The organism is Bacillus sp. MRMR6, from assembly GCF_001940785.1.
Taxonomy (GTDB): domain Bacteria; phylum Bacillota; class Bacilli; order Bacillales; family Cytobacillaceae; genus Neobacillus.
The window spans coordinates 44,736-71,083 of record NZ_MSLS01000015.1 but is presented as its reverse complement, the minus strand read 5'-3'; the positions used below and the strand labels follow the sequence as shown (position 1 = coordinate 71,083).

General features: G+C 39.3%; 23 protein-coding genes. 1 reads left to right on the top strand and 22 read right to left on the bottom strand.

Translation table 11 applies throughout. The annotated features are described in order from the left end of the window. Positions 1–190 precede the first annotated feature (190 nt). The 7 genes from BTR25_RS15220 to BTR25_RS15190 all read right to left on the bottom strand — a co-directional run bounded on the left by BTR25_RS15220 (position 191) and on the right by BTR25_RS15190 (position 6,372). Positions 191–1,129: a cation diffusion facilitator family transporter gene (locus BTR25_RS15220; RefSeq protein WP_075688905.1), complete on the bottom strand. Its 939-nt coding sequence runs from the start codon at positions 1,127–1,129 to the stop codon at positions 191–193. A gap of 31 nt (positions 1,130–1,160) precedes the next feature. Next, positions 1,161–1,769: a class I SAM-dependent methyltransferase gene (locus BTR25_RS15215; protein ID WP_075688904.1), complete on the bottom strand. Its 609-nt coding sequence runs from the start codon at positions 1,767–1,769 to the stop codon at positions 1,161–1,163. Next, positions 1,759–3,843, bottom strand: coding sequence for a heavy metal translocating P-type ATPase (locus BTR25_RS15210; RefSeq protein WP_083652407.1), 2,085 nt, complete (start codon positions 3,841–3,843; stop codon positions 1,759–1,761). Before BTR25_RS15210 ends, BTR25_RS15215 begins: the two co-directional genes overlap by 11 nt. Next, on the bottom strand, positions 3,836–4,204 hold the full coding sequence (locus BTR25_RS15205; RefSeq protein WP_075688903.1) for an ArsR/SmtB family transcription factor: 369 nt from the start codon (positions 4,202–4,204) through the stop codon (positions 3,836–3,838). Before BTR25_RS15205 ends, BTR25_RS15210 begins: the two co-directional genes overlap by 8 nt. 126 nt (positions 4,205–4,330) lie before the next feature. Continuing rightward, entirely contained in the window at positions 4,331–5,653 is a 1,323-nt protein-coding gene (locus tag BTR25_RS15200; protein ID WP_254842725.1) for an MFS transporter, read from the bottom strand. Between the two features lie 437 nt (positions 5,654–6,090). Further along, the gene (locus tag BTR25_RS28645; protein ID WP_075688901.1) at positions 6,091–6,231 is read right to left on the bottom strand and encodes a YjcZ family sporulation protein; all 141 of its coding nucleotides are present in this window, start codon (positions 6,229–6,231) and stop codon (positions 6,091–6,093) included. Positions 6,232–6,264: 33 nt separating this feature from the next. Beyond that, on the bottom strand, positions 6,265–6,372 hold the full coding sequence (locus tag BTR25_RS15190; protein ID WP_075688900.1) for a YjcZ family sporulation protein: 108 nt from the start codon (positions 6,370–6,372) through the stop codon (positions 6,265–6,267). Between the two features lie 302 nt (positions 6,373–6,674). Between BTR25_RS15190 and BTR25_RS15185 the strand changes: the two genes are divergently transcribed. Continuing rightward, positions 6,675–7,244 (top strand): TVP38/TMEM64 family protein, encoded by a 570-nt coding sequence (locus tag BTR25_RS15185; protein WP_075688899.1) that lies wholly within the window; start codon positions 6,675–6,677, stop codon positions 7,242–7,244. 111 nt (positions 7,245–7,355) lie between these two features. On the opposite strand, the gene BTR25_RS15180 is transcribed toward BTR25_RS15185, so the two are convergent. From BTR25_RS15180 to BTR25_RS15110, 15 genes are all read right to left on the bottom strand, one after another. Further along, entirely contained in the window at positions 7,356–7,922 is a 567-nt protein-coding gene (locus tag BTR25_RS15180) for a putative ABC transporter permease (protein WP_075688898.1), read from the bottom strand. Between the two features lie 107 nt (positions 7,923–8,029). Beyond that, positions 8,030–9,223 (bottom strand): PDZ domain-containing protein, encoded by a 1,194-nt coding sequence (locus BTR25_RS15175; RefSeq protein WP_075688897.1) that lies wholly within the window; start codon positions 9,221–9,223, stop codon positions 8,030–8,032. Positions 9,224–9,557: 334 nt separating this feature from the next. Continuing rightward, positions 9,558–11,009: a S41 family peptidase gene (locus tag BTR25_RS15170; protein WP_075688896.1), complete on the bottom strand. Its 1,452-nt coding sequence runs from the start codon at positions 11,007–11,009 to the stop codon at positions 9,558–9,560. Between the two features lie 172 nt (positions 11,010–11,181). Next, on the bottom strand, positions 11,182–12,450 hold the full coding sequence (locus tag BTR25_RS15165) for a murein hydrolase activator EnvC family protein (protein ID WP_075688895.1): 1,269 nt from the start codon (positions 12,448–12,450) through the stop codon (positions 11,182–11,184). A 97-nt stretch (positions 12,451–12,547) separates the two neighbouring features. Further along, positions 12,548–13,441: a permease-like cell division protein FtsX gene (gene ftsX / locus BTR25_RS15160; protein ID WP_075688894.1), complete on the bottom strand. Its 894-nt coding sequence runs from the start codon at positions 13,439–13,441 to the stop codon at positions 12,548–12,550. Next, complete coding sequence (ftsE, locus tag BTR25_RS15155) at positions 13,431–14,117, bottom strand: cell division ATP-binding protein FtsE (protein ID WP_075688893.1); 687 nt, start codon at positions 14,115–14,117, stop codon at positions 13,431–13,433. Before ftsE ends, ftsX begins: the two co-directional genes overlap by 11 nt. Before the next feature lie 299 nt (positions 14,118–14,416). Then, positions 14,417–14,743, bottom strand: coding sequence for a cytochrome c551 (gene cccB, locus BTR25_RS15150; protein WP_075688892.1), 327 nt, complete (start codon positions 14,741–14,743; stop codon positions 14,417–14,419). Between the two features lie 51 nt (positions 14,744–14,794). Then, entirely contained in the window at positions 14,795–15,658 is an 864-nt protein-coding gene (locus tag BTR25_RS15145) for a YitT family protein (RefSeq protein ID WP_075688891.1), read from the bottom strand. Positions 15,659–16,202: 544 nt separating this feature from the next. Further along, a protein-coding gene (gene prfB / locus BTR25_RS15140; protein ID WP_139311254.1) for a peptide chain release factor 2 occupies positions 16,203–17,304 on the bottom strand; the annotation gives its coding sequence in 2 pieces (ribosomal slippage) (positions 16,203–17,231 and positions 17,233–17,304; 1,101 coding nt in all). A 364-nt stretch (positions 17,305–17,668) separates the two neighbouring features. After that, entirely contained in the window at positions 17,669–19,714 is a 2,046-nt protein-coding gene (locus BTR25_RS15135; protein ID WP_075688889.1) for a multiheme c-type cytochrome, read from the bottom strand. 305 nt (positions 19,715–20,019) lie between these two features. Further along, positions 20,020–21,879 (bottom strand): cytochrome c3 family protein, encoded by a 1,860-nt coding sequence (locus BTR25_RS15130; protein WP_075688888.1) that lies wholly within the window; start codon positions 21,877–21,879, stop codon positions 20,020–20,022. 126 nt (positions 21,880–22,005) lie between these two features. Beyond that, positions 22,006–22,974 (bottom strand): 6-bladed beta-propeller, encoded by a 969-nt coding sequence (locus BTR25_RS15125; protein WP_075688887.1) that lies wholly within the window; start codon positions 22,972–22,974, stop codon positions 22,006–22,008. A 30-nt stretch (positions 22,975–23,004) separates the two neighbouring features. Continuing rightward, the gene (locus BTR25_RS15120; RefSeq protein WP_075688886.1) at positions 23,005–23,718 is read right to left on the bottom strand and encodes a tetratricopeptide repeat protein; all 714 of its coding nucleotides are present in this window, start codon (positions 23,716–23,718) and stop codon (positions 23,005–23,007) included. A gap of 24 nt (positions 23,719–23,742) precedes the next feature. Next, entirely contained in the window at positions 23,743–24,912 is a 1,170-nt protein-coding gene (locus BTR25_RS15115) for a cytochrome c3 family protein (RefSeq protein WP_075688885.1), read from the bottom strand. Between the two features lie 25 nt (positions 24,913–24,937). Continuing rightward, complete coding sequence (locus BTR25_RS15110) at positions 24,938–26,335, bottom strand: cytochrome c3 family protein (protein WP_075688884.1); 1,398 nt, start codon at positions 26,333–26,335, stop codon at positions 24,938–24,940. Positions 26,336–26,348 lie beyond the last annotated feature (13 nt).

Genomic DNA, 26,348 nt, shown 5'->3' with positions numbered 1-26,348 from the left:
TATCGGTTGGTGCAATTAGATCCTTCTCTCCCTTATGTAATGCTCTCTCTTATTATATTTACAAAGCGAAATAATTACGATTTACAAAGTGTATCTTAGCATCTCTTTATAAAACTAGTCAACTAGAAAATCAAAAAAAATTAAAAGCCCTTTCATTTAAAAAGGCTCTCGCTAAGAATTTACGTATTCACTAATTACACGTTCCATGCGGACTCGGGCAGCCGTTTGCTGCTTTTTCAACTTGGATGGTGCTATGCTCAATATGGAAATCATCGTGTAAAATCTTTTGTGATTGATGGAGGATCTCATCATGGTCCGCTTCGTCCGTAATGGTAAGATGACAGCTTAAAACAGGATAACCGGAAGTAATCGTCCAAATATGCAAGTCATGGACTTCCTTTACGGATGGAATTCCACTTAAAGCTACCTTAACCTGCTCCATATCCATTTGTGTAGGTGCACCCTCCATCAAGATATGGAAAGACTCTTTTGTTACGCGAAAACCACTGATAATGATTAAAACCGCAACAATCACACTTGCAATTGGGTCTGCTAGTGTCCAGCCAAAGAACATGATCAGCAGTGCTGCTACAATCGCGCCGACCGAGCCGAGCATATCACCAAGCACATGTAAAAATGCACTGCGAACATTGAGATTGTCTTTATCACCACTCATTAAAATCCAGGCCGCGATGATGTTCACCACTAATCCTGTGATTGCGATCACCAGCATTCCTGTACTCTGTACCTCTGGCGGTGCAAAGAAACGCTGAAAGGCTTCATAAAAGATATATAAGGAAATTAAGATCAGCGTAAGTCCGTTTAAAGCCGCGGCGATGATCTCAAATCGCTTGTATCCGTATGTTTTTTCTTGTGAAACTTGTCTCTCACCAAGCTTGATGGCGAAAAAACTTAATCCTAGTGCTGCCGCATCACTCAACATATGCCCTGCATCAGACAACAGAGCCAAGCTGTTTGTTAGTATCCCGCCTATCACTTCTACAATCATAAATGTAGCAATTAAGATAAAAGATATAAACAACGCTTTTTTATTACTTGTATGTGAATGACCATGTCCATGACCATGTGAATGGCCGTGGGAGTGTCCATGATGATGGTGATGTCCCATAAAATCCTCCCCCAACAATGTTGGTCTATTTTTAGTTTTTTCTAATCAGTATTTTCCGATACATTCCTCGAAACAACACATCCTGATTCTCAACAATCTCAAGTTCAGTAAGCTGTTTTTTTATAGTATTTTCAAAAGAAAGTCCGATATCCGTGCCAAGAATCCGGATAACCGGCCGTATTGTTTTTATTAGTAATGATGGCTTTTTAGAAAACTTATCAAAGATGACGATTTGACCGCCGGGTCTTAAAACGCGAATCATTTCTGCAAAGACCTTCTCACTGTCCGGTACAACCGATAGAATTAAGCTGGCCATGACATAATCGAAGGATGAGTCTGGGTACTGTAAATTTTGTGCATCCATCTGTTGAAAGCTAATCGGGGAGGATGGGAACTTCTCTTTTGCCCGCTCTAGCATTTCAGCCGAGTAATCAATGGCTATGATATTCAAAAGCTGTTCTGGCATGAGTTCAATGTCTGCACCTGTACCCACACCAACGAACAAGATCTTATCATCCTTTTGAAAAGGAAGGGATTTGAATACCTCTTTTCTCGCTCGTAAGAACGGACCTTTGTTAAAAAAAGTATCGTAAACAGGCGACCATAAACGGTAAATCAAACGGTTCCATTTATTGTTCATTTTCATCCTTCACTCTCAATAGTCTCAACGCATTTAATGTGACCAGCAATGTTACACCCATATCCGCAAAAATGGCGATCCATAGAGTAAGCCAGCCTGGTACGACCAGAAGGAGTGCGAATAGCTTTACCCCAATTGATAAAGCAATATTTTGTTTAATGATTTGTAGGGTTTTACGACTTAATTGGATCGTGAATGGAAGTTTGGTTAAGTCATCGTTCATTAACGCAATATCCGCTGTTTCAAGTGCCGTATCCGTGCCCGCTCCCCCCATTGCAATCCCGACTGTTGCTGCTGCAAGGGCTGGGGCATCGTTAACACCATCACCAACCATAGCTACTCTGCCATGTTCAGCCTTTAGTTTCTTGATAAAGTCTAGTTTATCCTGGGGCAATAGTTCAGCTTCAAAATTTGATACACCTGTTTGTTGGCCAATTGCTGCAGCCGTTGCCTGGTTATCACCTGTTAGGAGAATGGTTTGTTTGATGCCAAGCTCGTGGAGGCGTTTAATGACATTTTTGCTACTCGCACGGACCTCATCCGCTACTGCAATTAAGGCAATGATCTCTTCTTCTGCACCGGCAATCATCACGGTCTTTCCTTGTTTTTGCAGTAAAGAAATTTGCTCCTGTATGGTGACAGGTATGATTGTAAATAACTTATCATTTCCAACTTTGTATTCAATTCCATTTATCTTGCCTTTAATGCCCTTACCCATCATTGACGTAAATTCATCCACAACAATTTCTTGATAGCCCTTAGCTTTTTTTATAATCGCTGCGGCAAGAGGGTGCTGCGATTTACTTTCAAGAGCCGCAATCATCGCCAGCAGTTCATTGTCATGAGCTGTTTTACTTACGTTCACAAAATCCGTGACAGTCGGGACTCCTTTTGTTAATGTCCCTGTTTTATCAAAGGCGATTGCTTTCAGTGCTCCGGCTTCCTCTAAGAAGCTTCCGCCCTTTATTAAGACCCCGTTTCTTGCGCTATTTCCAATTGCGGTTACGATGGAAACAGGTGTAGAGATGACAAGTGCACATGGACAGCCAACCACTAATACAGCAAGACCTTGGTAAATCCACTGACTCCAGTCGGCACCGAAGAAGAATGGTGGAACGACAGCTACCAACGCAGCAATCGCAATAATTAACGGTGTATAGTACTTCGCAAACTTATCAACAAATCGTTGCGAAGGGGCTCTTTCCCCTTGAGCCTCTTCGACCAAGTGAATGATCTTGGCGATCGTCGTATCATCAGAAAGCTTTGTAACCCTTACTTTTAAATATCCCTCTTCATTTAATGTCCCAGCGAATACCTCATCAGCAACAGCTTTTTCAACAGGTACAGATTCACCCGTGATCGCAGCCTGATTGATACTACTGTACCCCTCAACAATAACCCCATCCATGGCAATTCTTTGCCCCGGTTTGACGATCATTTTGTCGCCAACTTCAATATCCTCTGCTTTTAAAAGCAGCTCTTTTCCATTTCGAATGACAAGCGCTTCGGCAGGAGCTAATTCCATCAAGGAACGAATCGAAGCCCGGGCTTTATCCATTGAATATCTCTCTAGCACTTCACTAATGGCAAACAGAATAACAACAACGGCACCCTCGCCCCATTCACCAATAATTGCTGCACCGATAATCGCAATGGTCATCAATGTTTTCATATCAAAATCAAGCCGAACTAAATTTTTTAAGCCTGTTTTAAAAAGCGGATATCCCCCGACTATAATAGAAGCGGCGAATAGCATATTTTCAGAAAAGATATATCCTGCTAGTAGTAACAACAAAGAAAGTACGAGTCCCCCATACTGCTTCCAAACTGGTTCTTTTACTGCAGGCTGAAATTTTTCTTTTTCGGGTGTAAGAGTAATCTTATCAAATGCCCCTGCTTCATGTAATTCATCAAGGGATGCTTTTCCATAGACTGTTAGTTTAGCAGCACCAAAATTAACCTTTGCGTCAACAACACCATCCAGGTGTTGTACGTTCTTTTCGAACTTTGCGGCACAGCTACTTCAGGAAAAGCCTTGGATACGATAAACCTGTTTTTCAGCAGCTTCACTCACGGCCAGCCACCTCCTCTTGGTGTTCGAAAGCAATGTGAATTAATTGCTTTACATGGTTATCATCAAGGGAATAGTAAGCTAGCTTCCCCTCTTTCCGATATTTTGCTAGACCTAAGCTTTTTAAATGGCGTAAATGATGTGAAGCCGTAGCGGTAGTTGCCCCGACGATATTGGCGACATCGCAAACACAAAGCTCATCTTCAAGTGTTAGTGCATAGGCAATTTTCATTCGTGTTTCATCAGATAATGCTTTAAAGATCTTGGTTACTTCAACTATATTTCCCTTTTCAACTAAGGGCTGAACACGGGTTGTTTTATCTTGATCCACACAGGTAATTTCGCAAACATCACGTTCCTTCATTATTTCACTTCCTTAACATTCAAATGTTCGTTTGATTATATGATATTCAAATGGGCGTTTGAATGTCAATCTTCTAAATAAATATTTTTTATAAAAGTGAAAAAAGAGGATCCTGATGGTCCTCTTTTACTCTGTGCGTGTTCTTTTTCTTCCTATTACCTCTGGTACCCATTCATTGAATGGATGTGATTGATGTTCGGTTGGACCAAGTGGAACTTTTGGTCCTTCCTTGGGCTTATCTTCTTTTTTAGCGGCCGTTTCCAAGGAAGTAGCAAGCGGTTTCCACCTTTTCAGCATTCGTACAACAAAGAAGAGAATCACGCCCATGATGACATATATAATCCACGGCAAGAGCTCAATGTCATTTCCCATTTCATATAGCTTACTGCCTGCAAATTTACCACCTGCCTCTCCCAGTCCAGAGATCACATTTGCAAGGGCAAAAAAGAGTCCAATCATTTCTGCTGTAGATAATTGCGAAATCGTACTATCAATCGTTGGCAGTAACAGCATTTCTCCCATTACGAATATAGCTCCACTTATGACAAAATGAAAAAATGAACTAGAAAAATATAAGGAACCAATACCAATACCGACAATTAATATACCAAATGCCAAGGAGTTCAGAGGATGAATCTTATTGATTATGCGTTTGGTTATCATCCCTTGTAAACTAATGACAATAAAGCTATTAATCGTCCAGATTAATGCGACGTTTTTCGGATCTGGTAAAATTTCAATCGCTCTTAACGGCAGGACTAAAGCTAACTGGGCGTATAATACCCAGATAAAAATACTAACCACACCAAAGACGATGAAGGGCTTATTCTTAAAAGCAAGGCGATAGGCTTGTGAAGGAACAGGCGGACAGGGAATATCTCCACATTTTTTTGGGAGTAACGTCCATGAGATAAGGGCAAGGGCAATATAGATGAATCCAGCAATCCAAAAGATGATTTTAGAAGAACCTGTAATCAGAAAAAATACAATCAAGCCAGCGGAGGCTGTCCCGATATTGGCAGCTATTCCACGCATGGAAAACGCGGTTGTTCGATTCCCCATCGATGCCAAGGCAGCAATTGCTGCCTTGGTGGAGGGTGCATATAAGCCATTCCCTATGCCAGTTATGATGGCTGTCACCACCAGCAGGTAAAAATGATTAAACACACCAAAACCAATTAGACCACCTGCTGTGATTAAGGCACCCAGTCCTATGATAAACCTTCTCCCGGTTCGGTCAGCTAATGTGCCGCCAACAATACTCCCAAACTGAAAGGAAATCGACATACCAGCAAGTATTGCACCAATCTGAACAAGTGTTAATCCCGCATCTATTTTTAACATGATCGGAAGCATTGGAGTGACCATTAGTGATCCTAAATGAGAGAGTAAAACACCCAATAATAGTACAATCATGGGTCGTCCCATTTGCATGGTATCTTTAAACATTATTTCCCCTCTCTTTCATCCATTTCATACTTCGGTTTATTGTTCCCAACTTTTCAGAATTACTTGCGAAACTAGCCTTACATATTAAAAAGCCTGTGCAGAATAACAATCTACACAGGCTTTTAATATGTTAAATCAACCTAATTTTGAGGTAACTATAAATTAGACTCTATGACTCATAGGCAATGAGAATAGATAAATATTCGCAATGGCTAGTGCAAACATGAGTACATAACATAAAACATTCCACTATTTCCGAGAAGAGTGTCAAACACTTTCCTTTTGACAAACTTATGTAAAAGTTCACGTTTTTTCCCTTAAGCTGACTTTGTCAGGAGTGAGCTCAAATTTGCAGACAGTGTACAGGGGAATGCCGTAAAATGGTTGGATAAGCAAAAAGCAGACAGGGCTTCTCCTGTCTGCTTTCCTCATTTAAATTAACACCATGCTGCCCCTACTATGATTAGCAGGATGAACAATACAACAATTAAAGTAAACCCGGTTCTATAACCCACTCCAGCTACTTGTGGTGCATATCCACATCCATAACCATATCCGTAACCAGTTCCATATGCCATGTTTATCCCCTCCCTTTCACAGTTTTTGTGATTTTAATATCCGTATCCAATATAAGAGGCTCCTACAATAATCAGTAGGATAAATAATACAACGATTAAAGCAAAACCTCCACCGTAACCTACACCTGCAACATCACTCATAAATAAAACCTCCTTTAAGAAGATATACTGTATTGTATGCAAATGAACATTTAAAGTTAATCGAACACAACTTAATGGGCCATTTTCCTAGATATAGAAGGTAATAAGACTACCGCCTTGACCAGCTATCAGGCTAAATATCTAATTAATAAAATYATTGCTAGGACAAAAAAGCCGATGATGATAAAAGACAAGCCAACCCATAAAATTTAAATGTTATTACTTTGCGATTAGGTATAAAAATATTTATGATAAGGTATAGGACTTTTAATTATGAAAAAACGATAAGGAAGTATTATGTAATGGACACCTTTCTACCCCAATGGATCCCTTTAAATATACCAGTTGCCTTGTTCATCAGTATAATTCTTAACATCATCATTGCAATTTCTGGAGTTATTCCAAGTGCTTTTCTAACCGCCTGGAATATTTCTTATTTCGGTTTCACAAACGGATTGGTGGTTTCCATCATCGGGGAAGCGGCCGGGGCGATTGTCAGCTTCCTTCTGTATCGGAAGGGACTAAGTAAACTAACTGAAAAACATCATCCAAAAAATAGATTTATAGATAAGCTTAAAACAACAGGGAATCTAGAAGGGATATTTTTGGTTATCGTACTTAGAGTTCTACCTTTTGTTCCTTCGGGTGCGGTAACATTGGCCGCTGCGTTTAGCAAAATGGGATTAATCTCATTTTCCATCGCTAGTACAGCGGGCAAAATCCCATCTCTATTCATCGAAGCTTACTCTGTTAACAAAGTCCTTCAATTCGAAACAGAATGGCAAATCGGAATACTTATAATGCTATTCCTTTTCTATATTCTTTATCGATTTTTAAAGAAAAAGAAAGGAACCCCGTCTACGGGCTGTTGAAAACTATGATTGTCAACCGCCCCATCCTATAACTCTTACGGGCATTTCTTTTTATTTAGTAGTAGTTATCATCAAGGAAAAAAAAGAACCCAAACGGGTCCTTAATATGGTTTATTGGTGTTCTGCTGCTATTTCAGTGATGGAATGTCTTCTGACTGCTAATGCTAGTTCTGCAAGAAAATAAAGCCCAACTGCTGGCCAGACCCAAGTCCAAACAGGCTCGATTACATCAAGAAAAGAGACAATTTGTGGGTGCAGCCATTGTATGCAGAGATAGGACAAAACAATCCAGCAGATCGAAAAAGGAAAACAAATATGGCCGTGGAACTGCAGTGGCAAATCTCGATAATCCCACCACCGTTGCTGAAATAGCTTATACAGCAGAACACCAGTTAAGTACTCAATGGCGGTTGGGATGAAAAAGCACAGTAAGATTACCTTCATCCAATTGGAGTCCGGGCTGATTAAATAAACTAATATTATTGGGGCAAAGCCGTACATAGGTTTAAAAGGGCCGAGGAAGAAGTTCGGCTTGAAAAAGCTTCGACCGGTAAACTTGCTATAACTGTTCTCGAGCAACCAGCCAAAAAGCGAGTAAACCATAAAATAAAAAATGATCGCCGATGCAACTTCCAGATTTAAATGGGCAGGATTGTAAAAATCTAAAAAGCTAAGCATATAGGCTAAACCACCTTCCGATTAATAAATTCCCTCATTTAGCTTTAACTGACTAGCTGATAAATATACAAAAGAGCCCCTGGATTAAATCCCTGGACTCCTTTCTATTAACCGATTTTCTTATCAAATTTTCGTTCATCCTGAACAAAAAGTATGCCAAGCTCGTGATGATCGCCTTCATACAGTGCACGTTGCACGAACCGAACTTCACCGTTTGTATCAAGGACCTCAAGCTTACAATGTGCTCGATTTTTTTGGAGCGCTTCATAGAATACTTGTTCATCGCGAACAACTACTCCGTTTGACTTGGCAATTAATTCTCCAACCTGAAGCCCCATTTTATCTGCCGGTGACTCAGGAATAACACCGATAATCAACAATCCATTATTTCTTTTAGAAAAATAGAACGGCAAACTATCGTCCTTCATTCGTTGCATTAAGGAAATCATTTCACGTCCAATAATTGCAAGTGCGGCCACAACTATGCTAGTAAGTGGATACCAATAACCTGCTGCCGATAAAAGGGTTATAACGATCCCCAGGACGACGACTCTTTGTCCATAAAGCCTAATTGCAGCTTTAGGTAGTCTGCCTTGTATCTGTTGTTGTATTCCGACTGCAAATGGCACTAACATAAGCGAATAGGATTCTGATCCTAAGTGAAATAGCGGCCACCACTCAAAAGGTATTTGAAGTGCTTCACCTGGTATTAGCAGAAAAACAGGCAGCATCCACAATCGTTTTACTTCATGGGTACCAACACTCTGTCCCCGTCTGCTTTTTATCAGTTTAGGCGATGTTCCTTTACTGCCATTTTTTAAAATCAGCACACCCTCTGCAATGATAAGGAATCCTAAAAGGAGTACAACGGATGGATAAATAATTTCACCGTTCGTTTCAATCACATTAGAAATTAGCGGTATGCTCCAGTTATTTTCCGTAAAGATGATAATCGCAAAAAAAGCAGCACCGACTGTGTATACAGGAGACATCAGCCTGACATTTGTAGTTAAACTCCAAATAAACGTAAAGGCAGCGATAAGGAGAATTGCAACTAAAGGTATTGCTAATCCTGTCATCAAAACAATGAACGAGAGCACCAACCCCGTGATAATCCCCGGTGGAAACAACTGCCTAAGCTCAAAATAGGCATCAAAAGCCCTTATATGGAAATTCTTCCTCTCCCGCTTCACTCTCATTACGCCTAAAATTCCTGAAAGAAAAACTAGATAGTAAAAAACAGGGTGAAGAAATAATTTTCCAATCCCTTTTAATAGCTCTATAAGCCATTCTAGCGCCAATTCCTGCCACCTGCCTCTATTAAACTTCTTCTACTATTTTATCTCTTAAAGCTTATTTTACCAAAAGGTTGGAATAAAACATATTGCTAGTTTCTTGAAAAAATAAAAAATATGTCGAAAAAACATCTGTGATAATAGGATAACAGCAGTACTCACAGTATATACGGCTTTAATCAGCTCTTTTTCAGCATACTTCAACACTATTTCCGTGGAAATTCTCTAAATTTCCGCAACATGTTAACCAGGTCTATTTGTGAAAATTGTTGAACGAATTTTCTTACGGGAAATTAAATTGAAATGACACTCATGCTTCCATGAGTGCCATACTCTTGATTTATTGTGTAAGCAGCCTTAACGCCGTTTGTAACTGAATGTCATTTTTCTCCTTTTTCATATCCTTTATCGCTTCTTCCTCAAGAGCTGCCGCTGTATTTGCATCGATTTTTCCAGTCGGCTGCAATCCATTATGCTGTTGGAAGCCTTTAACAGCAACTTCTGTTTGTGAGCTAAAATACCCGTCCGTACGCCCTGGTGCAAACCCTAATCCTGTTAAGATTTCTTGCGCATTTTTGACTTGCTCATTGTTCATGTCTTTTTCAAGTGCCTTTTCAATCTGAACTGGGTGTGTGTTAAAAATAGCTGGCTGTTCAACCCTTACATCAGGTTCGATTCCTTTTTTATGAATCCAGTTTCCATCGGGTGTTAGCCATTTGAAAAGTGTTAATTTTATATTACTGCCATCTCCCATTGATAGTGCCTGCTGAACGGTGCCTTTCCCAAAAGTGGTTTCACCTACTAATTGGTATCCCACTGCTTCTTTCAATGAACCCGCTAGTATTTCCGAAGCCGAGGCACTTCCCTTGTTAATCAATACTGCTACTGGATAATCCTTTTTCTTAGTGATATTGGAAAAGTATCGTCTTTTTTCACCGTCTCGCATCTCAATTTGCACATATGGCTTATCCTTTGGTACAAATTCTTTCAATATATCTTCCACACTTACTAACAAGCCACCAGGATTACCACGAACATCAATGATTAATCCTTCAATATCTTGTTTCTCTAATGAACTTAACTCTTTTTTGAAATCTGCTGCCGTATTCTCTGAGAAGCTTGTGATTTCGATATAGCCGATTCTTTCTCCATCCTGTTTCTTAATCGAAGCATGTATGGTCTCAAGCGGTATTTCATCACGAGTAACGGAAATGGACAATGGTTCCTTTAATCCTTGGCGGGCAATTTCCAAAGTGACCTTCGTACCTTTTTTCCCACGGATCTGCAGTGTTACTTTATTTAGGTCGAGCCCCTCCACACTTTTGCCATCCACTTTTAATATTTCATCATTTGGCTTTAGTCCTGCCTTTTCAGCCGGTGAATTTTTAAAGGGGGAAACAATCACAATCTTCCCGTCGACCATGCCGACTTCTGCACCAATTCCTTCAAATGATGATTCTAAAGTTTGAGTAAATTGCTGAGCTGTTTCCTTATCCATATAAACGGAATATGGATCTTCAAGTACACCAAGCATTCCTTGAATGGCTCCTTCGACCAGTTTATCACCATCAACCTTCTCAACATAACGGCTAACTATGATCTCATAGGCCTGGTTAACCTTTTCTAGCCCTTCTGGGTCTGCTTGTTCGGAAAGAACCTTTTCTTTATTCGATACGGAATGCTCAAGGCTGCTGCTATCTGCATACCCTAGCCAGTTCATACCTGCGTATGTTCCACCCGCTCCTGTAAGAAGTGCTCCAATCAAAAGCAAGGCAATCCATTTTTTATTCATGTCTAACCCCCTCATGTTTAGCAGAAAACCAATACTATTAAATTAAATATAAGGCTCCATTTTCCTGCTGGATTATTAACTTATATGTCTGTATTGGACAGGTTATGAATAGAAAAGGATATCCATCACCATGAAAAAAGGAAGAAGCTCGGCTTCTTCCTTTTTGTTCATATTATGGTAACGGTACAATGCCTCTTGGATCAATAGCATTTGCCCTACTTGGCAGCCATTCACCTCTATGAAGCTCAAAATGCAAATGTGGACCAGTCGAATCACCGGTACTACCCAATATACCAATTTGCTGCCCAGCCTTAACAACTGCTCCGTCTTGAACAAAGCGTGTTTCCAAGTGGGCATATACAGTTGTATAGGTTTGCCCATTTATAGAATGGGCAATAAAGATTGCATTTCCATAACTAGAAGAATAATATGACCTGATGACAATTCCATCAGCAGCTGCCCAAATTGGTACTCCCGGTGCACGATTAGCAATATCGACACCATAATGAAACTCTCCTGGACGAAAACTAGGTCGTGTACCAAACCCAGATGTAAAAATACCGTTTGCCGGCTGAGCCCAACTTCCTCCTACTGCAGGTGATGTTGAGGTATTACCACTGCCCGGCGATTGATTTCCTGCTGCTGCGGCGGCGGCGGCTGCCTCTGCTTGACGTTTTTGTTCTTGCTTAATTGCTTGTTGAAGAACTGCTGCTTGAGCTGCTAAGAGCATAGCCTCCTCCTGCAATTCCATCTTATGATGATGAAGTTCTTCTTCCTGCTCTTCCAGTGATGCCAATAATCTGTCTTTTTCCGCTCGCTGTGAATTTAATTGCTGATTCATTGTTTCTAATTCAGCAAGTAGGGTTTGAAGACTATCAAGGTCCTTCTCGACTTGAGCCTGATAGGTTTCAAGATTTTTCTTATCTTCTTCATGCTGCTTTATAATGTCTTGATCTGCCTGCATGATGGTTGCAACGGCATTTGCGCGGTCAATAAAATCACTAAAACTCTTTGATCCCATTAAAACATCAATATAGCTGACCATCCCGCCCGTCACCTGATAATTCCTAGCGCGTTCCTTTAGAAGCTCATTACGCTTCTCAATTCGCTCCTTTGTAATTCTTATTTCTTCCTGGAGCTCAGCAATTTCAGTTTTTTTACTTTCGATTTCAGATGTCTTTTCGCTTATCTTTTTATGAGTTTCGTTGATTACTAGATCAATCTCTTGCATTTCTGTTTTCACAGCTGACTGCTCTTCTTGTAAGCTATTAATCTTTACATCTGCATCTTCAATCGTTGAATTAACTTCAGACCGGTCGTTCTGAATCTTGCTTTGCTGTTCTTTTAAACTTTCAATTGAATTTGCATTAACCGAAACGTTAAAGATACTGCTAAAACCCACTGTAACAACCACAGTAAGAATCACAAAATATTTCTTCAATGTCGAATTCTCCTTTCCTATGTACAGTTGTCCCATTTCTCTATTTATAAGTGTTTTTCTGGAGAGACACCTAACATGTCCCTCCAGAAGCTTTTAATTAAACCTTTAAGAATTTCCTTACAGACATCAAACTGCCCCAAACACCTATTACGGTACCCATCAAAATCAGAACAGTTGAAATCTGGTAGACAAACGGATTAAATGGCAGTATCTGAATAAAATTACCAACTAACTTTGGTGCTAAATAGTCATAAGCGTGGTAGTATGCAATTGAAATGAGGATAATAGGTAACACTGCACCTAGAACACCAAGAATTAAGCCTTCGATAAAGAAAGGCCAACGGATAAAGTTATTGGTTGCACCTACTAATCTCATAATCTGAATCTCTCTTCGTCTTGCTACAATGGTAATTTTTATCGTATTAGAGATTAAAAATACAGCGGTAAAGAATAATCCCGCAATTAAAACAATCCCCACATTTCGGCTGGCATCAATAAATTTAAATAACTTCTCAATTGTGCCTTTACCATAGACCGCCTTGCTGACATACTCTAGTTTTCCGATTTTGTCAGCCGCAGCCATTGTTTCTTGTGGATTTTTTGTTTTTACAATAAATACATCGTTTAGTGGGTTATCTTGTTCAAATAATTTAAAGGCTTGTCCGTCCTCACCCATACTCTTAATCAGGTCTTGAAGCTCCCTCTCTTTTGATGAAAAGACGACATTTTTTACTTCGGACATGTTCTCAATCTTATTTTTCAACTTTTCTTGATCTTTTTCATTTGCTGCAACATCGATGTGAACACGAATTTGCACGTCCTCTTCAATGGTTTGTGCAACTTTATTAAGGTTCATCATAATAACAAAAAACACACCAACCAAAATAAGTGTAACGGTTACCGCACTAACGGATGCGAAGGTCATCCACCCATTTCTGCCAATACTCTTTAAACTTTCACGGGCATGCCGGCCAAGAGTTCTAATTTTCATAACCGTAATCACCTCTTTGCTCATCACGAACAATTTTCCCGCCTTCAATGGCAATAACACGGTGCTTGATTGTATTTACAATTTCTCGGTTATGTGTTGCCATGACGATGGTTGTTCCGCGATTATTAATTTCTTCGAAAGTATTCATGATTTCCCATGATGTTTCAGGATCAAGATTACCAGTCGGCTCATCTGCGATCACAACCTTGGGTGAATTTACAATTGATCTAGCAATGGACACACGCTGCTGTTCTCCGCCTGAGAGTTCTGTTGGAAGCATTCTAGCTTTGTGCTTAAGGTTAACAAGGTCTAAAACTTCCATCACACGTTTTTTTATATATTTGGGTTGTGCCTCGATTACTTCTAAAGCAAAAGCGACGTTTTCATATACAGTTAACATCGGAAGAAGCTTGAAGTCTTGGAAAACGACTCCTAGATTACGGCGAAACAGTGGTACCTTCTTCATTTTTAGCTTTGCAAGGTTTACGCCATTCATTGTAATTGTGCCTGAAGATGGAACTTCTTCGCGGTACATCATTTTGATAAAAGTTGATTTCCCCGCACCACTTGGTCCAACGACATAGACGAATTCCCCTTGGTTAATTCTAACATCTATCCCATTAATAGCCGAAACCCCATTCGGGTATTTCTTATATACTTCTTGCATTTCTATCATTTAGAATCACCTATCATTGAATTAGGATCGAACCGAAAATTCGACAATAATTCTTTATTTTCTTGCATGAAAACAAAATCCTCAGACAAAATGTGCAGGATTTCGCATAGATTCATTATAACACTCTATACTGCTATTCATAGCGGTAAAAATATTACAGTTTCTTTTCAAATAATACATTAATTGACAGTAATATCCAGCCGTTACTCAAGATTTTTCGACATTTTCTCGAAAAATCTTTATAGACTCATAAAAAAAAACGTTCTGTCTATTAACAGAACATTTTATGTAAGTGGTTATTACTTTTTAGTTGCTAACCATTCAGCTACTTTGTCAAGGTCATCTCCAGAAATAAGACCCGCTGGCATAGCGCCTTGACCATTTTGAATGATATCAGCAATTTCATCCTGTGAATAATTAGCCCCAACAGCTGTTAATTCAGGACCCATTCCACCTTTAAGATTGTCTCCATGACAGCTGGAGCACTTTTGATTGTAGATTTTTTCAGCATCAGCATGAGCTGAGTCAGTACCACCACTAGCAGTATCCTCACCGCCACCACCGCATGCAGCTAAGCCCATGACGAGACCAATTCCTACTAACATTTTAATTAGCTTGTTTTTCATTCCCTACTCCCCCTATGAAAGGATTTCCATACATAAAATAGTATAACAGCATTAAGCCCTTTTGAAACCTTCTCCTAGTACTTCTGAAGCATCCATAACCACGATAAATGCAGTCGGATCAACTGTTTTAACTAATTGTTTCAATTTTGTGAACTCCCGTTGATTAACCACACACATAAGTACAGGACGTTCATGATCCGTAAAACCACCGTATGCAGATAGTTTTGTCACACCACGGTCGATTTTATTCAAAATTCCTTCTCGTACTTCCTCTTGCTTATTTGTTATGATCATCGCAGTTTTGGACCTTCCAAAGCCCACCTGAACTAAATCAATCGTTTTACTTGTTACGTAAAGGGCGATTAAGGCATACAAACCTCGTTCTATATCAAAAACAATCGCTGCTGTGATAACGATTAACCCGTCAATCAGTACCACACAGGTACCCAAGGTTAAGCCAGTATATTTATTGATAATTTGGGCTGCAAGATCCGTTCCCCCTGTAGAGGCATTCCCTCTGAAGACAATTCCTAACCCTAGGCCAACACCGATTCCGCCGAACAACGCACCAAGTAAAGCATCCATCGTCCATGGTGCAATGTCTTTTGTTAGGAACACCACAAATGGCAAAAATATCGTTCCAACAAGTGTTTTTGCCCCAAATTGTTTTCCTAATAACATAACTCCGGCAATAAATAATGGTATGTTAAAAGCCCATTGAACATAGGCTGGCTCCCAGCCGAGCACATTCAAAAGGATGATACTTATCCCGCTAACGCCGCCGGACGCAATTTGGTTTGGCAATAAAAAGACATTAAATGATAATGCTATGATTGCTGAACCAATTAGTACATAAACGTATTCGATTATTCCCTCAAGTTTAGGATTCATTTGAACATTTCTTCTTCTATTCATAAGCTATTCCCTTCTATATTCCCAGTTTTCGGCTGTAACCCGAAGTGAGTATAGCATGGACATTATTTGCTGTAAATGCCAATAAGTTACCGCATTAAAGCAATAAATTTACATTAGTATTTGTCATTTTTACTGTTTTCATGAGGCACTCTAATTAGATTAAAATCAAAGAACTTTAGGTGGTATAATGTCGAATAGAGGAGGTGAAAAAATGGAGCAATTGATAATGCAAATGATGGAGCAAATGAACATGGATTTGATTTAATAAATAAACGATTTGATACTGTTGGGGTTAAACTCGATCATGTTGAGCACCGGCTTGATACCATCGAAGTTGATACCATTGAAGTCAGACTCAATAAAGTCAAGGAAAGTATTGTTTCCCTTAAGGAGACAGTCGAAAATAATGCAGTTGAATACAGTAATGCTTGAACATAATCCCTCAGATAAATCCATAAAATCCTCTCTACCCCAACATGATTGGCAAACAAATTCAAAATAGTAAAGCCTTTGCCACTCATTGGGCAAAGGCTTTCGCTTTAAATTAAGAAATTCTCGAACGCAGATAAGCGTCGATAAATTGATCTAATTCTCCGTCCATTACGGCCTGGACGTTTCCGCTCTCTGTATTTGTGCGGTGGTCCTTCACCATTGAATACGGATGGAAGACGTATGAACGAATTTGGCTTCCCCAGCCAATTTCCTTTTGCTCACCGCGAATTTCAAGTAATTCTTTTTCTTGTTGTTCGATTTCTCGTTGATATAGCTTAGCTTTTAGCATTTTCATAGCAGATTCACGGTTTTTGATTTGTGAACGCTCAGATTGACAGGTAACGACAACTCCCGTTGGTGTGTGAGTAATCCTTACCGCTGAATCTGTTGTATTGATATGCTGCCCTCCAGCCCCGCTGGCACGATACGTATCAATTTTTAAATCTTCTGTACGAACTTCGATTTGAATTTCATCATTAAATTCGGGCATGACTTCACAGGATACGAAGGAAGTGTGACGACGGCCTGAAGCATCAAATGGTGATATCCTTACTAGTCGATGTACGCCCTTTTCTGCCTTTAGATAGCCGTAAGCATTATGACCTCTAATCGCTAAGGTTACGCTCTTGATCCCCGCTTCATCACCCGGTAAGTAATCGAGTGTCTCCACCTTAAAGCCCTTCTTCTCTGCCCAGCGTGTATACATACGGAGAAGCATTGAACCCCAGTCCTGCGACTCCGTTCCACCTGCACCTGGATGCAGTTCTAGTATGGCATTATGTTTATCATATTCTTCACTTAGAAGCAGTTGAAGTTCAAAGTCACTTAAACGTGATGTAAGCTTTTTGAGCTCATCCTCCAGTTCAGCCTGCAACTCAGCATCACTTTCTTCTTTTACTAACTCATAGGACACTTCAAGATTTTCAAACGTTTCAAATAAATCCTTAAACTCGTTTACCTGGTCCTTTAAAGCATTCGCTTCACTGATTACTACCTGTGCAGCCTGCTGGTCATTCCAGAAATCAGGATGAAGCATCGTATCATCATGCTCAGCAATCCTGGCTTCTTTATTCTCTAGGTCAAAGAGACCCCCTAAAGTCCGCTAATTTTTTASCTATTTTCTCAAGTTCGTTACGAATTTCTGCTAATTCCATTTTCGTCACCTCTATAATGATTCGGTCTTTACCGTAGTTTATGCATATCGTTCATTAGTTCCTCATTCATTATAGCCTGAGTAGCGTGGAAATTTCAAAATTGAGTTGGTATATTATTTTTGTTTTATTGTGGATAACCTTACTTATCAACATATGTATAGACATTTTCCAAAAATCTTATGTGATTAGGGAGCAGTTATCTATTTATTTTGAAATTTTCTTGAGATTATATCCACATATCAACAAATTAACATAAGTTATCTACATTTTCTAAATAACTCAACTTTTATCCTTTTGTTTTATCCACATAAAAACGAGAGGGCAATTCCTCTCGTTTTAAATGACCATAAAAAATCTTTATATTTTATTGTGATGTAGTCGCTTTTGGTGCATGGACTGCTTCCATAAATGTTTTAGTTTTACTATGACAAGTTGAGCATGAAGCCAATGGTTCAGTATGGTTCTCAGGTGACAATTTCTGACCGGTGACCCCATAAATGCTCGTTAATCCATTATGGCACTTTTCACAGAAGGCTCGTTCCTTGTCTTCCCACGATTCTCCGATATCATAAGTAAAATCACCAGCTTGATTCTCGTGACCAAATCGTTCTTTTAATAGCTTCAGGTTGGTCGCTCCATGTGTTTCATGACACTCTGCGCAAGGAATTGGTCCATTTTGCATACTTCCGTCTAATGCTAAAATAGTATGCTTAGATTCAGTACTCTTGTAAAAACTCTGAATGTCAAGAATCTTATTATTAGCTTTATTTTTAGTTTCTTCTTCTTTTAAACTATTATGACAACTAAAGCATAAAGCAAAGTCCTCTTCTGGTTGATTTTCCGTAGATGTCTTACGATAATGTAGGATTTTGTAGGCACTTCCTGCCTTTTCCTTGTATACTCGTGTTCGATTATAATGGCACTCTTCACAAAGGGTTATACGACTATCAATCTTTCCAACTACCTTGCCTTCCAACAAATCCCCTGTGTTATGTTCAAATTCAACTGGTATCTCTTCTAAGTTATATCTGTAGAGTCTTCTATCATGGCACTCAGCACATTGCCTATTATTGCTATCTATCGTCCCAACAGGCTTATCTTCCCATGTAACCTCAGGATTGTGTGTAAATATGACCTGCTCTGCTCCGATCTTGTAATCTTTGGTTGAACGATCATGGCATTCTTCACAAAGTCTAATTCTACTGTCTATTTTACCTACAGGTTGCCCTTCCCATAATAACTCTAAGTTATGTTTATAAACATAATGATCCTTAAGAAGATTCGGATTGTCTTCACTCCATGTTAAATGAGGATTATGACACGAAGTACACGAACCAGCACTAGATGAATGTTCTCCCTCAATAACATCATGGTTTGATATAATATCTCTCCTTTGAGGATTTATAGCATTTTCAGGATCAGAGTAATCTGATACATAATCTGACGAATCAGGAAAAGGTGCTGCTACGGTTCCGTCATGGCAAACTAGACAATAATTATTTGCCATTGTGTTGGTTTGTATGCTTTGAAAGTTCGGTCTTTCTAATTTTGATTTCGTAGTATTATGTGTTCCATGACAATTTGAACAGGTATTAACATTATTAGTGTAGTACCCATGAGGATTTCTTTCCCAGTTTGCAGGATCATTAGTCCCATCCTGAACAATGCTGCTAACAGTAGTAAATTTTTTTATTATAGGAAATACCTTATTTCCACTGTTGTCAGTAAAAAAAAATGTTGTCGTTTCTTCCTCCGTTCCAGTAATAAGCCTTTGGTTGAACATTAGATAATAAGTTGTACTTTGTTCTAAATCACTGACGGGGTCGAATTTTAAGATTGTATTTTCTACATTAAAAGTTGGTGTTACGGTACCTTCAATGACTCCTTCTTTGCTAAAAACGGTAATAGGGTGATTAATTATTTGCTCAGTAATTGCTTCATTATCCTGAATCTTAATAATAATATCGGTGTCTACCGAGACTCTTGTTAATTCTCCAGTTCTGAGGATATCGACTTTCTCTATCGATTTCTTCTTGGTTTCCATATCTAATAAACTAAGAAAAATGTTTGTGATGTACGGGCGTTGTATATCAGCTTGAGGATCCTCCTCTACACTATTTGGATTGGTACTATCAATAATAGTGCCATTAGTTTCAGTAGTTGTTGTATCATTAGGTATCGGGGTAGAAGATTCAATAATTTGTTTTTCTGGGGTTGCAAGTTCTTGATTTGTTATTTCTATAGAGGCAGAATCGTCAGAGGCCGTTTCCTCAGTAATCGGTAACACTTCATTACCCGAATTATTAGAAGTAAGGGCTATTGATTTTTCTGGCAGGAGAGGGAGAAGAACGATTAAGGCCATGATTATATTGAATAATTTGATGTTATAAAATTTTGCTAATCTATTCATTTAAGATCATCCTTTTCCTATTTCCTAAAAAATTTTAAATCCAAATAGAGCCTATTCATAGTTTATATGTAAAAGTAAAAATACTATTTCCTTCATTACTATTATACCCATATTACAAAAGGGATTTGAATAACAGAATGGTGAAGAATAAGTGACAAAACAGTGAACTAGAATTTGACGATTCTATGAATTTTTAGCATAATAAAAATAGATAACAGCCTGCCTACAGGCAAGCTGCTATCCTTTAAAACTAAACTATTCCATTTTGTGCTATCAAATAGTGGGGCTATTTGGTAGCTTTTTTATTAATTAACTTTTGGATGGTTAAGAGTACCTTCAGTAGCCGGAATACCACGAGGATCTAATACACCATTTTTATCATATGAATAAGAATCTGTGTTCTTTAAAGATTCTGCTCTTGAAGAAGTGTGACAAGACCAACATACAGCCATGTTCGTATAACGCTTTAATGCAGATGATGGGTTTTTGTCAATCATGTAAGCAGCCGCTTTAGTTGCATCCATTCCCGGCATTACAGCAACTTGATCAACAGTTCTGTTTTGAGCATCTAACATTAATTCTACGTCAGTACCGTGTGCAAAGTGACAACGTACGCAAGTGTAAGAGTCAGACTTTGTAGTGTGGCGGTATGCTTTAGTAAAGACACCTTCTCCTCCATTTGTAGCTGTTTGGTTAGAAGTAGAAGCTAGATAATCAGTATGGCATGTTGAACAATAGTCAGATACTGCGATACCCCAACCAGAAACTTTTCCACCAGCAGTTGTACCGTTCTTAACAGCGTTTAATGAGAAAGTGCTGATTTCACCAGCGTAAAGTGCACGTTGGTTAACAGTTGTGATTTTCACACCACCAAAGTCTTTCCAGCCGTCTTTATCAGAGTCATCTGAACCGTCAACTAATGCGTTGATTGGCATTAAGTCTAACTTTACTACATAGTTACGAGAAACTTCAATATGTGTAGCTTTTGCAACTGGACCATTAGCTGGACCATAGAACATACCTTTTGCATACTTGATATAAGCCTTCTTAGTTGGATCTGTTTCTGTATCGTAAACAAGGTAGTCATAATGGTCAATTACATCTGCAGCATTAGCTGTTGGATAAGTTCCGTTAGCATTTAAGTAACCAGCAGTTGTTGGATCCTTTGTGAATAAACGAGCGTAGTAGTAGTGGCTGTTCGTACCAGAACCACGAGTTGGGTATCCATAAAGGAAAGGGTTTGTTGTCTTAGTATAAGTTGTTGAAGTACCAGACTTTTGATATACCATAACAACTACATAGTCAGCAGGAACATCTGAAACGCCATGTTGAGCTGCAGTACCTCTAACCCCGATTAACTTAGCTCCACCAGAAACAGCATCAGCAACAGTTAGACTTCCAACAGCAGCTCCACTATAATCTACAACTGGAGCAGTTTCACCAGTTTTGTATCCTCCAGCTTTAATACCGCCACCAGTAGCTGGAGTGGAAGCCATTCCGTTCGGGCTATAGTGTAATAGTCGGTCAGAGAAAGAACCGTGTGGAGCGTGACAGCTTGCACAGTTGAATTCTGAAGTCCATTTTCCACCTGTTGCTGTTGTAGTTGTACCACCAGGAGCAGCAGCCATCGTTACAGCGCCAGTAGCGTTGTGAACGGACATGTTACCTTCAGTTGTACCCCCAAAAGTACCAGCAGAAGCGTTATGGTTACCGTTTTCGTACACGTTATAGAATCCTAATGTACCATCATGGCATGCCGCACAAGTTGCATATACACCATCCTTGAACAATAAGCTCTTAGAATCAGCGGTGTGTGTTTGGTGACAGCTAGCACAAGAGTTGGTGTTATTGTGGTATTCACCGTGTGTTCTTTGTGTACCAGTAGTACCATCTTGGTTAGTCATATCGCCAGATCTAATAACATCAGTATTTTTATTAGATCCTTCAGTGCCTACACCAGATTTATTGGCGTTATTTATATTCTTACCCCACTCAGGTGAATTCATTAATTGGTTCTGTACTTTATTTTCATTTGTTACATCTGGAGTAGTTTGTGTTGGCGTTGCAGGTTGCTTCACTCCAGATTCTGCAGAAGCAGCTGAAACGAACATTCCTACTAGGAAAAGCGCTAGTAAGAATGACAAACCAAATTTGATTTTACTCATTCTAAAAAACCTCCCTAAAATCTCTTTCTCTCTTTTTCTCTCTTTTTCTCTCTTTTTTGTTTGATTTCTATAAAACCTACTTTTCCTTCTACGCCGAGGCATCACCCCCTTTAATAACGTCTAATATTAGTAGTAGACTACTACCCTTTGATTTAACGTATCCGTAATATAAATTTGGTCATTTTCATCGATTACAAGACCGTTAGGAAGGTAAAACTGTTCGTTTTGGTCACCCATGCCTCCAAATTCAAATACCTTTTCCCCATTTTTATCGAATCCGTAAACGAAGTGACTTAGATTATTAACAATATAGACGATACCGCGTGTATCGACTGCTATTCCTCTTGGATTGACAAGGGTTGAGCTGCCCACTCCATCTTTAGATCCATTAATAGCTCTAACAAATTGACCATCCTTATCAAAAATTTGGATCCGCTGGTTTCCAGTGTCAGAAACATAGATATTTCCATCTTTGTCGACAGCAATTGCATTTGGTGCACGAAGTTGACCATTTTCAAGACCTGCTTGGCCAAATTCATTAAGTTTTTCTCCCTTTAGGTTAAAGACAAATATTTTATTTTTTTCAATATCTGTAACATAAATCTTCTCTTCAACGATTCGAATTGCTCCAGGTGCCTTTATTGCCTTTGTCTCTTCCATTTCTTTGAAGTATTCAATAAATTTCCCTTTGGAATCAAAGATTGAAATGTTACCATTATACAAATCCGCTACGTAAACATTTCCTTTCTCATCTCCTGCAATTCCATAAGGGAATTTAAACTCCCCTTCGCCTTCGCCTTCTTTACCAAATTTAAAGATAGAGGTACCTGCTAAATCAAAGACTTGGACTCTCTTATTATTCGTATCAGAAACATAGATAAATTCACCAATCTTTGCTACATCCATGGGTTTATCTAAAGGATTATCAAAGTCTCCATAAATCGTATGACTAAATACTGGTGGACCGTTTCGGTCTACAGTCCTTGCTGCTTTTTCAACTCGGTTTTGCAAGTTAAATAGATATATTGCTGCAAATGCAAGAATGACAAGAAGTACCGTGGCACCCATCCATCTATAGGTTGTTCTTTTCTTCAAGGGGTTCCTCTCCTTTTTTTGCTGTTAAGATCATTTTTTTGATACACGATCTAAGCCTTCTAAAGAGTTTTTGTGTAATGGGTCGTAACCTAATGCCTCTTTATAGATTGCTTCGGCTTCTTCTGTTAACCCCTGAACCTCAGATAGTTTTCCAATTTCATAGATAATATCTACATTTCGCGGCATTAACTGATTGGCCTGATTTAAAGTATCTAGTGATTCCTCATACATTTTTAATTCTCGATATATTGTTCCTTTGATTAAATGGCCCTTGTAATCCCTTGGTGAGAGCTGAGTAGCTTTCTCTGCATTTTTTAAAGCATTGTCATATCGTTGATTATCGTTATAAACAATCGCTAAGTTAAGGAAAGCGTTAAAATTATTTTTATCTAAATCAATTGCCACCTTTAATTGTTTAATTGCTTCATCATTATTTCCTTTTATAAAGTAGGTATATCCTAGATTTACACGATGTGTTGAATTGTTTGGCTCGGCATCAACTTTATCTTTATAAAATGAAAGCTGTTCATTGATCCGATTTGTGTCGATTTTCGGCCACAAATACTGGTCGCTTACATAGTAGGAAGTCCCTGCGGTAATTAAAAGTGTAGCGAAGATAAGCAATAGGCTTTGCCACCATTTAAACCGTTCATCCTTAGTCGATTTCTTCTCTTTTTGCTTGCTCTGTTTAGGAGTCTCAGTAGTAGTCTCTTCTTGGTTGACTTCATTTTGGGGTGCTGACATAATATCCCTCCTTAAAATCTAAATCTATTCCTGCTTATGACAGACTGAACAATTCGGTTCTGAATGGCATTGATAACATGATTGGGTCAGTTTTTGGCCTGGTTTTACTTCAATTGGATGCCCTTTTCGCCAGGAAGTATTTTTATAATGACTGCTTGGATGACACGTTGCACATGCAACCTGAGAGTTATTGGTGTTATTTGATTTCTGTAATTCGTGACAAGCCATACACATCTCTCGGTCTATTAATGCTTCAGTACCATGCTCTTTCATGAAATAACTAGTGTGACTTGGTGGTCGCTGGCTATGACACTCCTGACAGAAAGTGTTATCTTTTGCATAATTGTAATGATTCTTTTTAGGTGTTTGTATCTGTGAATTTTTGCTTAATAATTTGTTTAAGGTAGATACTTCCTCATACCCTTCTAAATCGTGGGTTGACATACCCTCATGACACTTATTACAATCCTTTAGATCAGTCTTAGCTTGTTTACCATGCGAAACAAGTTTAAAACTTTCTTCTTTATGGCTTTCAGGTACCATTCCCGTTGTATGACAAGCTGTACACTCAGTCGTAACTTTTCGAACCTTATGACATTCCATACAAGTATCCATGTCTGGCCTAGTCCATTGGATGTCAGCCATAGCCGCCGTTCCAACCTTTTCATCCCATTTGGCATAATCTGCCTGGTAGGTCATTTTCCGATCTGCAATTTTCCCGTGGGCTAAACCACTATGACATTGGATACATTCAATTCCTTCAGTTTTATGCTTATCATGTGGGATGATAATGTCCCCAGATGGTGTTACTTTTCTCATATTCATATTGTGACAAGTTTCACAAGCGTTATCCGGTATTTCATCGGGCATTCGAATGGGTGCTGTATAGGTTTGTGTTGTTTTTTTATAAAGCTCGACTACCCCTTCGGCTTTACTTTTTGCTAGATTTTCTAACCCCGGTTCGATATGACAACTAACACAATCCACTTCACTGTGAGTAGATGCTTTCCATGTGTAGAACTCTGGTTTCATCTCATGACAGGATGAGCAAAATTCAGAGCTTGATGTTCCTTTTAGGCCTGCAAAACTTACAAAGAAAAACAGGCCTAAAAACAACACGGTAAGAGTCATAATTTTAAAGATCTTATTGCGGAAACGGGGAGGGGCCGGCAGCTCTTTGTGCTCCTCTTCCATAAAAGCGTCCCTCCTGTTACATAGATTAATTCTTCACATCATCTTTAAAGCCAGTTCTATGACAGTATTGGCAATATACATCTGTCGGTGCTGGAACATCCGTTGAATCTGCTTTCGGCTTTTCACGATCGTGACAGACGAAGCATTCAGCTTTTAGGTCAGGTGTTTTTGCTTTGTCAGCGTGTGATGTTAACCAGATGTCGCTTTCTACGTGACTTTCAGGACGTTCGCCGTGACAGGCGCTACAGAATTTATTAACACGTGATTGTTCTCTAACAACCGTAATATTCGGTTTGTATTCGTGCTCTTTGTCTTCTTCCTTAACCTCGGCCATTTTTAACATTGATACTAGGTCTTCTTTAGGAATATCTCTAAGCCACTTTGAATCCTGGTGACAGTCTACACACTGGTCTAACTCTTGAAGCGCAGTACCGCCGTGGTCTCCGTTCCAGTTTGCAACTCTATGATTCTCTGGTACCTTTACGCGCTGGTGACACGTTTCACAAGCCATTGAAAGTTTTACATCTTTTGTCTGTTTTCCAACAGCTTCTAGGATGATTGCTTGAGTTTGGGCATCATGCTCAGCTAGTACTTCCTCTGCCTCTCCCTCTGTTGCTCCATCATGTGTTACTTCATTAGAAGATTTCTTTGCATTTTCTAATGCTGTCTTATCTAAGTGGTTCGGGTTAGGCGGCACAAGGTAAGCCACATCTGTCCATGGCTTTTCGCCGTTGTTGACTTTATCATGGCAGTCGATACAGGTTCCCATATTTGGTGCTAAGTATTTCTGTTCCATCATTTGCTGTGCCACTTCTGCTGTCCAATGACCGCGAACATCTTCCGTGTTAATTCCACGTGCAGCAATTTTTGCGTGGGCTACCCCTGCGTGACAGGCGATACACGGAACGCCTTCTTCAATATGACCTTTGTGGTTTACAATTAAGTCTTTTGACGCTGTCACTAGACGGTTCTTTGAGTGACATTGTAAACAGTTTTCATCAGAAACCGCTTCGTGTTCTGTTTGAACAATCTGCTCAGGTATTCCCATTACGTGGTGATAAACTTCTTTTAACGAAATCACTTTGTGTGTCATCATGTTGACGAATCCTGGCTTAATATGGCACTGTACACAGGAAATTTCGCTGTGTGCACTCGCTGTAAATGTCGTATATTCTGGAGCCATTTCATGACAGCTTGCACAGAATGTTGGAGAGTTGGTCATGGAGATTACTCCGTAGCCGCCTCCAAAAATAACAATAGACCCTATTAGGCCGACAAATAACGCTTTCCACCTATTAACTGGATCCTTCCAGTCTATTTCTCTGAGCTTTTTCCAGAGTCTCCGAATCAGGCCTGTTTTCTTATTATTCTCTCTAGTTTCGGGATCTATCTCTTTATTCTTTTTCTTCCCCCAAAAGGCCACTTTGCTCACCCTT

Excerpts from the sequence above, each read along its gene's own strand:
- BTR25_RS15220 (WP_075688905.1), bottom strand. The coding sequence starts at position 1,129 with ATGGGACATCACCATCATCATGGACACTCCCACGGCCATTCACATGGT.
- BTR25_RS15215 (WP_075688904.1), bottom strand. The coding sequence starts at position 1,769 with ATGAACAATAAATGGAACCGTTTGATTTACCGTTTATGGTCGCCTGTT.
- BTR25_RS15205 (WP_075688903.1), bottom strand. The coding sequence starts at position 4,204 with ATGAAGGAACGTGATGTTTGCGAAATTACCTGTGTGGATCAAGATAAA.
- BTR25_RS15200 (WP_254842725.1), bottom strand. The coding sequence starts at position 5,653 with ATGTTTAAAGATACCATGCAAATGGGACGACCCATGATTGTACTATTA.
- BTR25_RS28645 (WP_075688901.1), bottom strand. The coding sequence starts at position 6,231 with ATGGCATATGGAACTGGTTACGGATATGGTTATGGATGTGGATATGCA.
- BTR25_RS15190 (WP_075688900.1), bottom strand. The coding sequence starts at position 6,372 with ATGAGTGATGTTGCAGGTGTAGGTTACGGTGGAGGTTTTGCTTTAATC.
- BTR25_RS15185 (WP_075688899.1), top strand. The coding sequence starts at position 6,675 with ATGGACACCTTTCTACCCCAATGGATCCCTTTAAATATACCAGTTGCC.
- BTR25_RS15180 (WP_075688898.1), bottom strand. The coding sequence starts at position 7,922 with ATGCTTAGCTTTTTAGATTTTTACAATCCTGCCCATTTAAATCTGGAA.
- BTR25_RS15170 (WP_075688896.1), bottom strand. The coding sequence starts at position 11,009 with ATGAATAAAAAATGGATTGCCTTGCTTTTGATTGGAGCACTTCTTACA.
- ftsX (WP_075688894.1), bottom strand. The coding sequence starts at position 13,441 with ATGAAAATTAGAACTCTTGGCCGGCATGCCCGTGAAAGTTTAAAGAGT.
- ftsE (WP_075688893.1), bottom strand. The coding sequence starts at position 14,117 with ATGATAGAAATGCAAGAAGTATATAAGAAATACCCGAATGGGGTTTCG.
- cccB (WP_075688892.1), bottom strand. The coding sequence starts at position 14,743 with ATGAAAAACAAGCTAATTAAAATGTTAGTAGGAATTGGTCTCGTCATG.
- BTR25_RS15145 (WP_075688891.1), bottom strand. The coding sequence starts at position 15,658 with ATGAATAGAAGAAGAAATGTTCAAATGAATCCTAAACTTGAGGGAATA.
- BTR25_RS15135 (WP_075688889.1), bottom strand. The coding sequence starts at position 19,714 with ATGAATAGATTAGCAAAATTTTATAACATCAAATTATTCAATATAATC.
- BTR25_RS15130 (WP_075688888.1), bottom strand. The coding sequence starts at position 21,879 with ATGAGTAAAATCAAATTTGGTTTGTCATTCTTACTAGCGCTTTTCCTA.
- BTR25_RS15120 (WP_075688886.1), bottom strand. The coding sequence starts at position 23,718 with ATGTCAGCACCCCAAAATGAAGTCAACCAAGAAGAGACTACTACTGAG.
- BTR25_RS15115 (WP_075688885.1), bottom strand. The coding sequence starts at position 24,912 with ATGGAAGAGGAGCACAAAGAGCTGCCGGCCCCTCCCCGTTTCCGCAAT.